The sequence below is a fragment of the Shewanella sp. T24-MNA-CIBAN-0130 genome, assembly GCF_040310185.1.
Classification (GTDB): Bacteria; Pseudomonadota; Gammaproteobacteria; order Enterobacterales; family Shewanellaceae; genus Shewanella; species Shewanella psychromarinicola.
This window is the reverse complement of sequence record NZ_JBEOPP010000039.1, coordinates 17,103-32,855: the sequence shown is the minus strand read 5'-3', so window position 1 is coordinate 32,855 and position 15,753 is coordinate 17,103. Positions and strand designations below refer to the sequence as shown.

The following is a 15,753-nucleotide window of genomic DNA, read 5'->3' as shown; positions in this document are numbered from 1 at the left end:
AATGTTATTGACCAATTTTATCCACTTATTTTTAGAATCAGCGCCTTGGTTGTTACTTGGTTTGGTGCTTGCTGGGTTGTTAAAGGTATTTGTGCCAATGGCATGGATGCAAAAGCAACTTGGTGGACACGGGATTAAAACCGTTGTAAAAGCAGCATTATTAGGTGCGCCTTTACCTTTGTGTTCGTGTGGCGTCATTCCCGCAGCGGTGGGTTTGCGTCGTTCTGGCGCTTCAAAAGCCGCGACCACCTCTTTTTTAGTGTCAACCCCAGAAACCGGGGTTGATTCGATAACCGTATCTTATGTGCTACTTGGGCCTTTTATGGCCATTGTGCGACCTATTGCAGCCATTACCAGTGCAATTGTGGCCGGTTTATTAGTGGGTCGTGATGACGATGATGGTATTGCCGCGTCAGCTTCATCTAACGGAACAGCATCCAATGATTCACCTGCTAGTGCCAAGCCTGTTTCGTCATGCTGTGGATCTAAATCACCAACTACATCTGAATCAACATCACCATCTAAAACAACCACTAGCACAATGCAAAATGCCAGTGTAAAAATGACTGCGATTAAATCCGAAGCAGTTATGCCAAAGTCGCTCTTGACTCCAATGGCGCCAGCTCGTCCACTTGCTGGCAATGTGACAGGAGCAAAGCAAAGTAGTTGTTGCGGTAGTAAAGCCGCTGACCAGGCCGCAGAACCTAAACCTGCTGGAACGTGTTGCAGCACTAAACAAAAAGCTGAACCGAGTGTTGAAACTATTAAATCAAGCTGTTGCAGTAGTAAAACCGTGTCACAAGTTGACACTGCACCAGCAAGCAGTTGTTGCGCATCAACAGCAAGCCAACCACCTAGCGAAAGCGCCGATGAAGCCAGCTGCTGCGCATCGACTCAAGACATAGCAACGCAGTTGAAGCAAAATAGCGTGTTCAGTCGAGTCTTGTCTGGGCTGCATTATGCGGCCACCGATTTAGTCAGAGACACTACCTTGTGGTTACTGGTGGGATTATTTTTTGCGGCGCTAGTACAGACTTACGTGCCTGCTGACTTTTTAGTTAAATGGGGCGATGGTATTTTAGCCATGCTAGTGATGGTATTAGTGTCGATCCCAATGTATATCTGCGCCACCGCCTCAACACCTATTGCTGCTGGTCTACTATTAGCAGGGGTGTCTCCAGGTGCCGTATTGGTGTTTATGATGGCAGGGCCGGCAACTAATATTGCGACCTTAGGTGTGGTAACCAAGGAGTTAGGTAAACGGGCATTATTTGGCTATTTAGGCGGGGTGATTGGCGTCTCTTTGGTATTTGGAGTACTCGTTAATTATCTTGTTGCCACCTTTGGCTTTGAAGTTATGCCGCAAATTGGTGAAGAACACGCTTTATTACCAGAAGGTGTTGTCGCTGTGGCTGGGATTGTACTTGCGGTGTTAATGGCAAAAGTGTTGTGGGATAAGATCCCTAAAGGCAATAAAGAGAAAAGCTGTTGTTCATAATCAGTTAATCTCAATCGGTTTGCCAACATGAGTTAACCAAAATCAGAAAGCCAGTGATAACGTCACTGGCTTTTTTAGTGAGCGAACCTTAACCTAACAATGTGGGGGGAATTGAATCTCGACGATTTAACAGCGCTCAGGTAGTGGCTAATGACTACGATGCGACCATGCTACGAAGGGGGGAGGGATTTATTCTATTCCATTTGGGCAAGATAGTATCGAGACCTATAGTTTCCATACTTATGACATCAACAAATCTGTTTGGCAGTTTAAAGTGGCAGTGAAGTACAAGTGTTAATGTCGGTGAAATAAGCTACTAACATAAGCTACTAACAAAAATACCGAGCCATTGGTTCGGTATTTTTATGTTGCTGATAATATTTGTACATGAAGCTTTTTATAAGCAAATAGGGATTATAAAAAAGCGACTCGCAAAATAGCCTGTAACAACCGCTATTTACACGTAAAACCAGTTACAGGTTATTTGATTTTACTGGCAAAATTTTCAGGTTCATTTTTAGCGTGCTTAACCGCGCGTTTTTCTTTTAATGACAATGCCGGTTTTTTCTTCGCTTCTTTTGAATTATTACGTTCTTTGCTCATTGGTATGACTCCTAGTACGCATCATGCGTGACTAATAAATAGTAATTTCTGTGCCAGTATCGAATGTGCCTATTAATCAGTCACCAGATACTCACTTAGCCTTTTAACAATTTACTGAACCAAACTTAACATTGATATTGCAAATAATTGTGTGAAAGAACTTACCTCTATAATCGAAATTAATCACCTAGTAAGTTGATATTAGCACCTAGCCAGTTAAAAATAGCTATATATCCTATAGATTATTTTGTGCTAAAAATGCCATCTTTAATTATGATTGTTTTGCAGGACAAAATCGGGAATTTCAAGTACACCCTCACCCCAGCGTTCAAATAAGGCCGCATATAAAAATTCAACGAAAACGCGGTATTTACGCGGCAGATAAACACGCTGTGGGAAGCTGAGTGTGACCTTGGTTTGCATCATCGGGAAATCTTCTAATATCGGGATCAGTTGTTGACTATCGATGGCTTCTTGCGCAATAAAAACCGGCACTGCAGTGATCCCTAAGCCTTCAATTGCCGCTTCGCGGGCAAAGGTGACATTATTAACCTTTAGCTGTGCTGGAGGATCGAGTTAGACCCATTGGTTACCATCAAAAATCCGCCAACTACCATCAATGTGGGCAGACTGTAATTTAATCGCGGTGTGGTTCATTAAATCTTGCGGTTGTTGTGGTGTGCCATGACGCTTGAGATAATTTGGGCTTGCCATTAAGAGTCTACTGGCGGTGACGAGTGCGTAACTTTGCAGCTTAGGGTCGTGCTGTTCGGTAATTTGAAAGAGAAAATCGACGCCTTCTTCTATCACATCCACTTTCCGATTAGTGAGTTCTGCATCAATGGTGATACTAGGATAAGTCGCCAGAAACTGCGCAAGAATACGACCTAGATATAATTGACCGAGCTCGATAGGGCAAATCACTTTTAAGTTGCCTTTAATCTCTTGCTGGCTGGCGCTGAGGAGATCTTCGGCATTTTGTAAATCTTGCAGAATTTTACTGATGCGATGGTAATAACTCGAACCTGCTTCAGTCAGTTTTAATGATCTTGTGGTGCGAAACAGTAGTTGCACCCCGGCATCAACTTCAAGTTCAGCAACCTTGCGACTCACAGTGGCTTTGGTTATTCCCAGGGCTTTGGCTGCACCGGTAAAACTGCCTTGTTCTACTACTTGGGAGAAAATTTGAACGCGATTGAGGTCCATATTGTTACACCTGTGAAACAGTGGGTTGAATTTTTACTATCTAATAAACTAAAGGAAACAGTAGTAAACTAGAGCAGAATAAATTAGGAGTCAAACATGTCTATCAATAAGCGGTTAGTGTTAGTGCCAAGTATTATCGCTGTGTTAGTTGTCGCAGGTGTTTATTGGTGGTTACAAGTTCGATTTATCGAGTCAACGGATAATGCCTATGTTGAGGCGGATATTTCTAATATTAGTGTCAAAGTGCCAGGTTATATTGTCCAGTCTGCGGTGGTTGACAATCAACATGTCAGCAAAGGTGAGCTACTGGCTCAACTTGAAGACAGCCAATTTGTGGCCAAGCTAGCCCAAGGTAAGGCGGTGTTAGCCAGCTCGCAAGCTAACCTACAAACCTTAGCGGCGAAAGTTGACTTGCAGCAAGCGTTAATTAATCAAGCTAAGGCTGCTGTAGTGGCCTCACAATCTGAGCAATTAATTGCCCAGCAACAATTACAACGTTCACAGAAATTAAAAGTCAGTAATTACAGTTCACAAAATGATGTTGACCAACTGCAGGCGGGTTTCGACTCTGCATCGGCGCATGTTGATGAAGCGCAAGCTGCGTTAGTCGCTAAACAACGTGAGTTATCGGTGTTGAATGCTCAGTTATTGCAAGTGCAAGCGGATGTAGAACAGGCTATGGCCAGTGTCGAGTTAGCTAATATTCAACTGGTCGATACGCGCGTTACTGCGCCATTTTCAGGGATTATAGGTAAGCGCGGTGCAATGGTCGGTCAGTATGTTCAGCCTGGTCAAGCATTGTTTAGCTTAGTGCCAGATACCCAAGTATGGATAACGGCTAACTTTAAAGAAACTCAAATTGAGCACATGCAAGCAGGACAAACCGTTAAGGTAAGTTTAGATGCCTATCCTGATGATGAGTTCAGCGGATTCATCGACAGTTTGGCACCCGCATCGGGTTCTAAATTTAGCTTGTTACCCACTGAAAATGCTACCGGTAATTTTACTAAGATTGTCCAGCGTATTTCGGTGCGCATTCGTCTTGAGCATGATCAACCGTCATTCGCTATAGGGCGTATTCTACCTGGTTTGAGTGCGGTGGTTGAAGTCGATACAGAGTCTGCAGCACAATCACATGCACTTGCTAAGGCGCTGGTTGGCCAAGCTATATCTGCGACTGCAGGGCATTGATATGAGCCAATCAGCTTTTGAGGTCAATACTTCTGAAGTCAGTCCTGTGAGTACAGTGGATAACAAACCGATAGGTTATCAGCGTGGTAGTTTGCGATCTTGGGTGGCCGTTGCTGGTGGATTAATTGGCGCATTTATGGCGATTTTGGATATTCAAATCACCAATGCGTCGATGAAAGAAATTCAAGGCAGTTTAGGGGCCACTTTAGAGGAAGGTAGCTGGATTGCTACCGCTTATTTAGTGGCGGAGATGATCGCCATTCCGCTGTCGGGTTGGCTGAGCACTGGGTTATCGACTCGTCGCTATTTACTGTGGACTACCGCTGCGTTTATTGTCGCTTCTATATTATGTTCCTTCTCTTGGAACCTCGAAGCTATGATTGCTTTTCGCGCTTTACAGGGCTTTTTTGGCGGGGCATTAATTCCGTTAGCATTTCGACTCATTCTTGAGTATTTACCCGATAATAAGCGTGCTATAGGCATGGCGCTATTTGGGGTGACAGCCACATTTGCGCCCTCCATCGGGCCGACGTTGGGTGGTTGGTTAACTGAACAATTTAGCTGGCATTATTTATTCTATATCAATGTCCCGCCAGGTTTATTAGTGATGGCGATGTTAGCTTATGGTTTAGAGCGAAAACCGATTATTTGGGATAAGTTAAAAAACGCAGATTATGCTGGCATTGTGACCATGGCATTGGGTATGGGCTGCCTAGAAGTTGTTTTAGAAGAAGGCAATCGTAAAGACTGGTTTGGATCTGATCTTATTCGTAATCTCGCTATTATTGCAGCGGTTAATATCAGTTTATTTATTTGGATCCAGCTGCGTAAAGCGCAACCATTAGTTAATATTCGTCTTCTTGCTCAGCGAGACTTTGCCTTATCGACTGTGGCGTACTTTCTACTGGGTATGGCGCTATTTGGGGCGATTTACATGATCCCCCTGTATCTATCACAAATTCATGATTACACCCCGTTAGAAATAGGTGAAGTGATTATGTGGATGGGCTTCCCACAGCTGTTGGTGCTGCCATTAGTGCCAAAATGAATGCAAAAATTTGATCCGCGTTATTTAGCGGCGTTTGGGTTTGCTTTATTTGCGACCAGTTATTATATGAATAGCCATATGACTATTGATTATGCTGGCGATCAGATGATTGCCTCGCAAATAGTGCGAGCTATAGGCCAACCGTTTATTTTGGTACCTATTAGTATTTTGGCGACAATGCATCTTCAAGCACATGAAAATGCCTCGGCATCGACGGTGCTCAATGTGATGCGTAACTTAGGCGGGGCGTTTGGTATTGCGTTGGTAGCAACCTTAACCGATAACCTCGCAAGGGTTCATTTAGCGCATATTAAAGAGACGTTACCTGCCGTCAGCGCGCAAGCCTATAACTATATAGCCCATACCAGTTCGATACTGCAAACGGCGGGGTCTGATGTGGTGAGCGCTAATTCACAGGCTTATGCTTTGCTTGCTAAAAACATGTCACAACAAGCGTATATTCAAGCCTATAATGATGTGTTTTTTATTATGGCATGTTTTCTTTTTATCGCCGTATTAGCCGTACTATTTATCCGTAAACCACCAGAAAAAAGCCAGTCAGATGAGCCCAGCGAGGTGCTTTAATCATGCTAATATGGCGTGCGAGTATGACGAGAGTAGAGCAGAGATAAATAAGGTTTGTGATGACATTAGAATGGTTAGACCTTGGTTTTTCTGAATTGACGCTTGAACAGCTTTACGGCTTATTACAATTACGAGTCGATGTGTTTGTGGTGGAACAAAATTGCCCTTATCCTGAGTTAGACGGTAAAGATAAACATCCGCAAACAAGGCACTTACTGGGGCAAGATGAACTCGGCAATATAGTGGCTTATAGCCGCGTGTTAGCGCCTAGCATCAGTTATCCTCAGGCCAGTATCGGCCGTGTTGCTGTCGCTAAATCGGCACGAGGCCATGGCGCCGCTAATCAATTAATGCAAGCTGCTATTGCCATTGCAAAACAACATTGGCCCAATGACAATATCCAGATTGGGGCGCAAGATTATTTACGTCATTTTTATCAACAACATGGTTTTGTTGTGAATTCAGATGTGTACCTTGAAGACGGCATTGAGCATCTTGATATGTTATTAATTTATTAATGTAAGGAAAAATAATGTCAGATTACGCAATTAACACCCAGCAAATTGTTTGTGTGGCCCAATTTGTGGCTAAAGCGGGCAAACGTGACGCCTTAGTGGCGGCATTGGCGAGTTTAGTGCCTGATACTCGACGTGAGGTAGGCTGTATTCGTTATGAACTGAATGTCAGTATTGATGACGACAATAAAGTCGCCTTTGTTGAAAAGTTTGTTGATCGTGCAGCATTTGATCAACATTGCGCCAAAGAGGCTATTCAACATTATTTTCACCATGTAATGCCAGAACTGGTTGAGTCACATCATGTTGAAGTGTTTAATCAAGTGATCGCTTAACCGGACTCTTTTACTGCGCAGTTTATTATCCCCGTTTAACATCGACAATCAGTTGAGATTGCCAAAACGGTATTGCAAACACCAATATTGCATACACAAAAATGCCAGTCTTCACAGACTGGCATTTTTTAACTCATTTAGGTGTTAAGCCGAAGCTAGTACCAGAATGATTAGAAGTCGTAACGTACGCCAACAGTAAAGATGTTGTCATCTTCTAAATCAATTTTTGCTAAGGCAACTTTATGATCGCCTTCATACATTGCATAGTGACCATAAAGCAAAGTTGACTTAGATACACGATAATCTGCACCCACAGTTATTTGGGTTACATTAATGTCAGTGCCAGTAACCGATCCAGCATTAGAAACGCTGTTTTTGAAGTATTTACCATAACCTGCATCGTCTTGACCGTATTCAGCTTTTAGATTTACGCCGTTTAGGTTGTAAGAGACATTAACTAAGAATGAATCACCTTCTTGGTCATTTGTTTGGCTTTCTGTATTTTGAAATAAACCACCAACTTTAAAGTCGCCTAATTTAACTTGGGCCACACCACGGTAAGAATCAGTTCCGTTAATCGTGTTATACCCAGCAGCTAAGTAGAAATGGTGTGCTTTGAATTTCTTATCACCAACAGTAGCACTCAATGCATACTGGTCATCATAAGAATCTTTACCGGCGTCATCGGTGTAGTTGTCTTCCATTAAATAGGTTGCATTTAATGTGACTAAACCACCGATCATTGGAGAATAATACCAAATAGCATCGGCGACACGATCTTGATCGTCAATCATGCGATCAATATCGGCATTTGTGTTACCAAATGCATCGAAACCACCTTCAATCTGTTTGAATACGGTGTCGTTACGGCCGACTAACACTGTACCAGCATTAGTTTTAAGACCTAAATAGGTATTACGCGCTTTAAATACAACATTATCACCACTCTTGTCTTTAGTTTGAGTAGTGTTTTCAACTTGGAATTCCATTTTGTATAACAATTCAATATCGTTATTGATGCGCTCACTACCTTTAACACCTAAGTTAGAAAAGTTGCTTTCTAATACAGTGCCTTCTTTAGTGTTTTGAGTTGTCGCGCCTTGATCAGAGTTGCTCACAGCCAAATCTAAACGACCATAGAAACTTGGGCCTTCAGCAAGTGTAGCGAAAGAAACTAATGTAAGTACAGATGCTACCGATGCAGAGATTAAAGTCTTTTTCATCATTCATGCTCCCTAGAACGTTATGTTCTATATCCATTTTTCATGGTTTTAGTTAGTGAAGTTTGTTGCAGATTATACTCTGTAACAATCTGGGGCACATTTTTTCAGATTTACTCCTTTCAAAGTGTGGCCTGGATCAAAAAACTGGCACCAGATGAAAATAGGTATGTAAATCTGTGACCACCACGGGCATTGGTATATGTAAGTCACTGAATTGTTTTAATCTAGATCTTTAAGAGATTTTCTATTGGGTTATAAACAGGCTGTCGCTCAACCGCAAAGGTTGCGAGAGTGTAATTTTTTGGCGTATTAATTTACATATTATGAATATTTAATCATAAATTTTACATATTGATTTTAATCGGATCATTAATTGAACGGGTTTAAAACTTTTTTTGATAAATGATTTTTACTTGGAGATTTTAGTTAATCATTTTTTATCATCAATATCGATTATTCAAAAATGTGACTATTTGGTGTTCTTCATGGAGCCCAAACTGACAATAACAAGATTAATATTGAGCTAATCGTGACAAGCATTTAGCTTTGAGGATAAATCGTATAAAATTGGCCGCGAAAAATAGTTGTTAATTAGGGCGTAACTCATGTTGTCAGAATCTTATACTCATCGTTTTGCGGGTGTCGGCCGTTTATATGGCCAAGCAGCACTGACGACTTTTTCGAAAGCTCATGTAGTCGTTGTGGGTATCGGTGGTGTCGGAACCTGGGTCGCAGAAGCGTTAGCAAGAAGTGGTATAGGACAGATCACCCTCATTGATTTAGATGATATTTGTGTCACTAATACCAACCGTCAAATACACGCATTAACCTCGACTATTGGCCAGTCAAAGGTTGAGGTTATGGCAAAGCGCATTCGTGAAATTAACCCAGAGTGTGTGGTTAATGAAGTAGAAGACTTTATTAGTTTAGAAAATCTCGCTGAGTATTTTAAGCCCGCCTCACAAGAGGGCAATATTGATTATGTGGTTGACTGTATTGATGCCGTCAAACCCAAAGCAGGTTTAATTGCTTGGTGTAAGCGCAATAAAATACCTTTAGTGACCATCGGTGGGGCGGGTGGACAAACGGATCCGACGCTCATACAAGTGACCGATCTCGCTAAGACAGTACAAGACCCTTTATTGGCCAAAGTGCGTAATTTGTTACGCCGAGATTATAATTTTACTAAAAACCTCCAACGTCGTTTTGCTGTTGATGCGGTATTTTCGAGCCAACATTTAGTCTATCCCCAAGCTGATGGTACGGTTTGCAATACTAAGGCAAATGCCGAAGGCAGTATGCGAATGGACTGCGCTTCTGGTTTTGGCGCCATAACCATGGTAACGGGAACGTTTGCCTTTGTTGCTGTTAGTCGTGTGCTGACTAAATTAGCCGCTAAGTCCGCTTAATATGCTTATTAAACCTTTAAGGCTTCTATTTCAGTTTCTACCAATATCAGTAGGTCGCTAACCACCAACATTAGTCCGCCAAGCGGCAGTGAAGATGTGTTCAAAAATATCTTTGGCGATATCATTGGCAATGACGGCGCTATTACGTTTAAATTTTCAGATGAATACTATCGGGTTCAGTCACCACATTAATGTGAGTTTTCGCGTGCGCAGCATGTTTAACAGCACGAGAATACACATTGATATAAGGTTACTGATCGCTTGGGTGAGCAAACGGGTATAACGGTAACCCCTGATCAACATTTATGGTTACTTCGACATATAGTGGTAGAAATATCACTATCGTTTAGGCCAAATTAGGGCGTCAGTAATGGCAGGTATTGAATGACGAAGAGTAGAATAACGAAGAGTAAAAAGAGTGTTTGCGTGCTTTATTCTCCAAATGATCGTAAATGACATTGAGATCGGCTTGTTCGATGAGCGTTGCAACAGGAATATTTTCATTATTGGTATAAATTGAGGGCAATGGCCTCTCGATGATGGCCGTTTTCTTATATTCATCAAAGTGCCATTCTTGATTACTATCATCACGGATAGACATGTAGGTTATGTGTGCTTATTGGCTTAATCTATGGCGTTGGGTGTTGATAAAAACGTTCATCAATGACATATATACCGACTACTAGCAGGTCTATATGTACTACTTCTATATCCAAAACTCCCGGTCCATTCCGCCTAGGTCACTTTACTCATCACTCCCGAGCTAATAAGCCGTTGTCACCATAGTCATAAAACAACTCAATATACGATAGAAAGCGTTAATTTTCGCGTCATAGAGCTTTGTCTTCATTATCGTATAACGATCAGTCTATTTTCTTCAATATGAAAAATCATGGAGATGATTTACCTGCCAAAATACTGATTTTACAGTGAATTTCGATGGTGTTAATTTCAATGGGATACTTTTACTCAAAGCGTAGTCGGATAGGCCAAATCTAGTGTGGAAAACATACATAAATACCAGGCTACCTACTAATTTATGGCATATATTTTGCTTTAACTCTATAAGTTCAAAAATATGACACTGCGGGTGATCACTGATGAAAATGAAAACAGGAACAATTAAGATGTTGAACAGTAAACGTTTGTTCGTAAGTGTAATGTCTTGGATTATCGTAACCTGCACCAGCTTACTGTTTGCGCCTAAATATTTATTGGCGAGTTTATCGTTAGACAAACTCGTTAGCGAATATGGTCAGTTTATTGGCTTAGGCTTAATTATTGGTGTGGCCTATTTTTTAAGCCAAATTTTTGCCTTTGTTGTCGATGAGTCCATCGTATATTTACGTCAAAAACGTACAGTAGAGACTATTGAAGTAAAAGTAAAACTACTTGATCCTGCAGAAAGAGCCTTGCTACGTGAATTTTTTTTACAAGGGCAGACTATTTTAACCTTGCCGCAAAATGAGTTGGCGGTTAAAAATTTAGTTAACACTAGCATACTCGAAATGCTAGGCAATGAACGTCACTATGCTATACAAGGCCCAACGGCGGAATACAAAATTTCTATGCAAGCACGTAATTATTTAAATCGTGATGTATTACGTTTACCTGCTGGTGAGCCGAGTGCAGATGAAATGAATTATCTGATCAAAACGCGACCACATTTTATTAATGGCTTGGTTCAATCGCGCAAGCATGCAGCCTAATATCGTGGTTAGTTGTGGTTAGTTGCGGTTAGAAGTCGGTCTGAGTGGATAAAAAAATGGGGGCCTATAAAGCCCCCAATCTGGCATAAAAACACTTCATGTGTTTTGTCGCCAATTTATCATTCGCAAGGAAGTATCCATAATGATTATGAATAATAAGCAGTAAAAAACTTAGCCTAGTAAGCTACTCACTTAGTCGGTGCAGACTTCACAACAAACATCCACATTAGATAAGACATTATTCCGAAGGTACAGAAGATCACCATCATAGAAAGAAATCCTATAGCGTTACCAAACATTAAATCTAACCAAAATGCCATGATATTTATCCTCGGAATATGAAATCATGATCATCATAAAGTCAAAATTACACCGCAATACTGATCTTGATCAATTTTTAGTCGTCGTGATGTTATTTTTTTGTAAAATTGCTTCTTAACTCACAAAACACCTCTATTTCATCTCAGTTAGGACTATGAATGACTTTTGAGCAGTTGAGTGTTTTTTATAGAAAAGAATAGGTAAAGGGCTTGCGATTATTAAATGCAAAGGTATAATCGCCAACACTTAATTGTGACAAACTTTGTTGATACGTGGTTTGAGTTGCACAGTAACTCAGTAGCAGCCTAAAGACATGGCTATACTCAGATAAATATAATCGCATTGAGTATCGATATTTGAGTAAGTATAATACTTGAGTGTTGGTCATAAAGAGTCAATTCACTAAAATTGTTTTGCAAAGATATTTGGACTAATCAGATTACTTTGCAAAGCTAAAATAGCTTAAAATCTTTGCCTGAGTGATGAAATTGGTATACATGGGGGATTCAAAATTCGCAGCGTGTACTCAACATAACTCAGTAAGTTGTTGATTGACTTAGTTAATAGATATTTATTAACGTTCAAAACCCTTGCAAAGATTTGCAAAGTTTTTTAGATTGATAATTATGTGCCTGTTCAATAACATTAGTTACCAACAGGGTTAAAAACACATAAAGTAGGTACGATGAAATTGGTTTGGTTTTGCAAAGATATTTGGTCTTTTTTAGATAACTTTGCAAAGCTAAATATAGCTTCAAAGCCTTTGCCTGAGTGATGAAATTGGTATACATGGGGGATTCAAAATCCCCTGCTTCGCGGCGTGTCGGTTCGAGTCCGACCTCAGGTACCATTATTTAAAGCCCTGTTCTTAATCGAACGGGGCTTTTTTTATGCTTATAAATCAATGGTAAAAATACAAGATTGTTACTTTAATGCGTCAACAAGCTTTTGCATCCTTTAGTAGATAAATTGACATGTTTACTTTCACTGCAGGATCGCTTCGTTAATCGGTTGAGATACTGACTTCAAACATTTCTAAATCCTGCCAATAGCACACAAAGTTTTGTTCCCATATAGGGTAAAACTCCATTGCGGCATCCAGTAATATTTCACCATTAATGCTTTGAAACACGCCAAAGTTAAAATCAAAGTCCAACGCCTTTACGAGTTCGGCATAGCCACCGTGACCGACAAAACAGAACTCGGTGATGTAACACAGGTTCCAATGTTCAGCCATCTTTTCTAGCCTGATTTCAACTGGACGAAACCCACCATGTTCTGAGCTGTAGTTTGGATCTCTAAAGTTAATGGTTAAGGCCTGATGTGTAGTGTTACTAATTAGCTCGGTTAACGGCAGCAGTAAGCTATCGGAAACAGGCAAAGCCAGTTCCTTATTGATGATATTCATTTTGTTATCTCACAGAGTTTAGAACAGCAAGGGTTGAGTTTGGCGTGAATAGGTAAAGCGGTTTAAGCCGATAGTCACAGTGTCTACCGTTTATATTCAGGGTTAGCTTCGGTTATTCAGGCCATTCTCACCCTTACAAATAAGGGTAATCCTCAATCGGGGTTACTTCGCTTTGCTTGGTTCAGCCTTTGGTGGCTTATTCCCGCTATCTTTCTTACTTGGGAACTTAGGAGGTGGTGCAAGTAAGAATGTATCTAGCTCGCCTTTTTCTACCGCATCGATAATGACTTTAATGGTGTCTGGTAGTTTGGCTTTATCACCTACATCAATGGCGGGTTTATCCTTAACCAACTCTATTGGCTTACCGCTAATACGGACTTCAAGATAGTAATGTTCCTCACTGTCATAGAACCAAGGACGCACGTTATAACGGCGGCGTATTTGCTTACGTTCACCTGTTTCAGGGTCTTTGATGCTCTTTTCACGGTAGGCTTCAAACTCTTTACCTTCAACGAAGCATTCGGCCATTTCTAATTGCTGCTTAAGCTTTTCTAATAAGCGTATGCGTTTACTCACAACGGGTGGCTTGGTCACAATTTCAGGGCGAGCGATTACCTTGAGCGAACTCAATAATGTGGTCATAGGATGTTCCTTTATAGGTGGGGGTTAGCGAATAAAGCCGATGTGGCCTTTTGCTTGTTTACGGTTGTTTTCTTCAGCCAGTAACGTAATGGCCGTCGTTCTATGGTTGTGGTTGGGTTGAAATAGCATGCGCCTTGCTAAGATAGCGAAGTCACCTGGGGTTAACTGGTTTAGCGTGTGAAGTTGGTCTTTCTCTGAATGAGTCAACTTAGTAATACCAAGTACCTGTCGGTACATCGTATGTCTCTGTGCTTCGGTGAGGTAGTCACACACTAACTTGAAGTCAAAGCGTCGCATCACAGCACTGTCGATTGATGCGAGTGCGTTAGTTGCTGCAAACACAGGAACGCTGTTGCATTCAAGTTGAGATAACAGCTCATTGATAAGTTGTACTTCATACTGTGCTTGAGCGCTCTCACGCTTGCTCAGTAAGCTATCGACTTCATCAAATAGCATTAGCTTGTTTTCTCTATGTGCTTCTTTAAATAGCGCTGCAATGTTCTGTTCACTCTCACCAACGTACTTACTCAGAACGTCAGAGCACTTGATGTGCATGATGTCCAATCCATGCGTTTCAGCTAAATGATGAACCCAGCCTGTTTTCCCTGTACCTGCTGGACCACTTAATAACACCCTTAACGGCAGACCATTTTCAATCGCGTCATCGATATCACTAATGATGGTTTCAGCATCTTGCCCATTTGTGGTGGTAAGGTTTAAGCAACTTGGGTCAAAATCCAGCTGCCCCTCGTATTGCGGTAGTGGTTGCTCTTCACCACAAGCTTCAAGCATGGCATCCACGACTTCCAATACCACAGTTTCAGCGTGTTCACCTGTTAAGGCCAACGCATTGGCAACATGAGCCGCATTAGCAATAAAGGCTGGCGCGGCTTTTGTTTTATAAGCCAGCTCTAAGCGAAAGGCATCAGATACCTTAAGTTGCTTGAGCATGGCTTTACTCATCGAATAAGCAAAGGATTCATCAGGGACGGGGATGTCCATCACCAACTTAAATCGCCTGATATAACTGGGCTCCAATATCGATATATGATTGGTTATCCAAATGGTCGGTACGGGGTTTGTTTCAAGTAAACGCATTAACCCCTCTTTGGAGTAATGCTCGTCGGCATGCTTAAACACGCTTTCACACTCATCAACCAGTAAGAGGCTTCCATCTGTACCATTCAACAAACTTTGCATCAGGTTAAGGTAACTAATCCGCTGGCTAGTAGGCTGTTTACTCAAGAACTCATTCGTTATATTGCCATCTTCAAACTGCACACTTTGTACTTCTAGTAGGCTACGCTTTAGTGACTTTGCCAAGGTACGTGAAAGCTCGGTCTTACCCGTACCTGCTGGACCATAAAGTAAAATGTTAACCCCTGTTAGGCTCTGCTTGGTTGCAGCTTTGAGGTACCGACACACTAAGTCGGCATTAACATGTTCAAACTGCTTAAGGGTGAACTTTGCTGCTGGACTGCGTTTTATAATGGGCTCAATAAATGCCTCACGGCTAGTCAATTTCTGAGTGACCAATATTCTTTTGTATGGAGTTGGTAGTGTCAAACGGTAAGGTAAATGTAATAACCCATCTTCAATAAGGTTATTCTCAACTAAAGGCTGAAGTTGTTGTTCAATGGCGTAACGGTCCAGCTCAGTCTCTTGCTCAAGCGTATGGATCAGAATGTCTGAATCATGGTCAGATAACAGACTAAGAAGCTCATTTAGACCAAGGTTGGCATTCATTAAGATAATGAGTGTTATCACCGATTTCATCTTTAAATCTAGCTTAAACAAATCGCAGATAAACTCGGCGTTATGGTGCACTGTCTGGGTGATGGTAGGGTGTGTATCCTTTACTGGGAACTCTTCTAGGGTACTTTCTATATCGTAATTAATGCCGTGCTGAAGCTTGATACCCACCAAGGCCGCTACAACTTGCGAGGGAACATATTCAAAGCCATAGCGCATTGCTGTTGTCAGTAAGGTTTCGGCAACCTGAGTAGATAGATAGTAACAATGATTGGCACGCTTAACGTTTAACTTGGGCTTTATCATTG

General features: G+C 41.5%; 13 protein-coding genes, 1 tRNA gene and 2 pseudogenes. 8 read left to right on the top strand and 8 right to left on the bottom strand.

The window, feature by feature from the left end:
* Position 1 precedes the first annotated feature (1 nt).
* Complete coding sequence (locus tag AAEZ02_RS15065; protein WP_124014245.1) at positions 2–1,498, top strand: SO_0444 family Cu/Zn efflux transporter; 1,497 nt, start codon at positions 2–4, stop codon at positions 1,496–1,498.
* 480 nt (positions 1,499–1,978) lie between these two features.
* On the opposite strand, the gene AAEZ02_RS15060 is transcribed toward AAEZ02_RS15065, so the two are convergent.
* On the bottom strand, positions 1,979–2,101 hold the full coding sequence (locus AAEZ02_RS15060; RefSeq protein WP_267898631.1) for a hypothetical protein: 123 nt from the start codon (positions 2,099–2,101) through the stop codon (positions 1,979–1,981).
* Between the two features lie 267 nt (positions 2,102–2,368).
* Positions 2,369–3,307: pseudogene (locus AAEZ02_RS15055) on the bottom strand (LysR family transcriptional regulator).
* Positions 3,308–3,403: 96 nt separating this feature from the next.
* On the opposite strand from AAEZ02_RS15055, the gene AAEZ02_RS15050 reads away from it, so the two are divergent.
* The 4 genes and pseudogenes from AAEZ02_RS15050 to AAEZ02_RS15035 all read left to right on the top strand — a co-directional run bounded on the left by AAEZ02_RS15050 (position 3,404) and on the right by AAEZ02_RS15035 (position 6,981).
* Positions 3,404–4,498, top strand: coding sequence for an HlyD family secretion protein (locus AAEZ02_RS15050; RefSeq protein ID WP_351075644.1), 1,095 nt, complete (start codon positions 3,404–3,406; stop codon positions 4,496–4,498).
* A gap of 1 nt (position 4,499) precedes the next feature.
* Positions 4,500–6,131, top strand: a pseudogene (locus AAEZ02_RS15045) (DHA2 family efflux MFS transporter permease subunit).
* Positions 6,132–6,190: 59 nt separating this feature from the next.
* Positions 6,191–6,649, top strand: a complete 459-nt coding sequence (locus AAEZ02_RS15040; RefSeq protein ID WP_124014249.1) for a GNAT family N-acetyltransferase — start codon at positions 6,191–6,193, stop codon at positions 6,647–6,649.
* A 14-nt stretch (positions 6,650–6,663) separates the two neighbouring features.
* Positions 6,664–6,981, top strand: coding sequence for a putative quinol monooxygenase (locus tag AAEZ02_RS15035; RefSeq protein ID WP_101032933.1), 318 nt, complete (start codon positions 6,664–6,666; stop codon positions 6,979–6,981).
* Between the two features lie 170 nt (positions 6,982–7,151).
* Here AAEZ02_RS15035 and AAEZ02_RS15030 read toward each other — a convergent pair whose 3' ends face one another.
* Positions 7,152–8,204, bottom strand: a complete 1,053-nt coding sequence (locus AAEZ02_RS15030; RefSeq protein ID WP_101034755.1) for a porin — start codon at positions 8,202–8,204, stop codon at positions 7,152–7,154.
* Positions 8,205–8,809: 605 nt separating this feature from the next.
* On the opposite strand from AAEZ02_RS15030, the gene tcdA reads away from it, so the two are divergent.
* Entirely contained in the window at positions 8,810–9,613 is an 804-nt protein-coding gene (tcdA, locus tag AAEZ02_RS15025; protein ID WP_198554758.1) for a tRNA cyclic N6-threonylcarbamoyladenosine(37) synthase TcdA, read from the top strand.
* Positions 9,614–9,977: 364 nt separating this feature from the next.
* On the opposite strand, the gene AAEZ02_RS15020 is transcribed toward tcdA, so the two are convergent.
* Positions 9,978–10,214, bottom strand: a complete 237-nt coding sequence (locus AAEZ02_RS15020) for a hypothetical protein (RefSeq protein WP_351123840.1) — start codon at positions 10,212–10,214, stop codon at positions 9,978–9,980.
* Between the two features lie 526 nt (positions 10,215–10,740).
* Here AAEZ02_RS15020 and AAEZ02_RS15015 point away from each other — a divergent pair.
* Positions 10,741–11,322 carry a superinfection exclusion B family protein gene (locus AAEZ02_RS15015; RefSeq protein ID WP_372491511.1) on the top strand — a complete coding sequence of 194 codons (582 nt, stop codon included), beginning with the start codon at positions 10,741–10,743 and terminating at the stop codon, positions 11,320–11,322.
* Positions 11,323–11,510: 188 nt separating this feature from the next.
* Here AAEZ02_RS15015 and AAEZ02_RS15010 read toward each other — a convergent pair whose 3' ends face one another.
* Entirely contained in the window at positions 11,511–11,642 is a 132-nt protein-coding gene (locus tag AAEZ02_RS15010) for a DUF3149 domain-containing protein (RefSeq protein ID WP_124014266.1), read from the bottom strand.
* Between the two features lie 766 nt (positions 11,643–12,408).
* On the opposite strand from AAEZ02_RS15010, the gene AAEZ02_RS15005 reads away from it, so the two are divergent.
* Positions 12,409–12,493: transfer RNA gene (locus tag AAEZ02_RS15005), tRNA-Leu, on the top strand.
* Positions 12,494–12,646: 153 nt separating this feature from the next.
* Here the strand turns inward: AAEZ02_RS15005 and AAEZ02_RS15000 are convergent.
* From AAEZ02_RS15000 to AAEZ02_RS14990, 3 genes are all read right to left on the bottom strand, one after another.
* Positions 12,647–13,051 (bottom strand): DUF2787 family protein, encoded by a 405-nt coding sequence (locus tag AAEZ02_RS15000; protein WP_351123838.1) that lies wholly within the window; start codon positions 13,049–13,051, stop codon positions 12,647–12,649.
* A gap of 162 nt (positions 13,052–13,213) precedes the next feature.
* Entirely contained in the window at positions 13,214–13,693 is a 480-nt protein-coding gene (locus AAEZ02_RS14995) for a DUF6641 family protein (protein ID WP_351123835.1), read from the bottom strand.
* A gap of 24 nt (positions 13,694–13,717) precedes the next feature.
* On the bottom strand, positions 13,718–15,751 hold the full coding sequence (locus AAEZ02_RS14990) for an AAA family ATPase (protein WP_351123832.1): 2,034 nt from the start codon (positions 15,749–15,751) through the stop codon (positions 13,718–13,720).
* Positions 15,752–15,753: the final 2 nt, after the last annotated feature.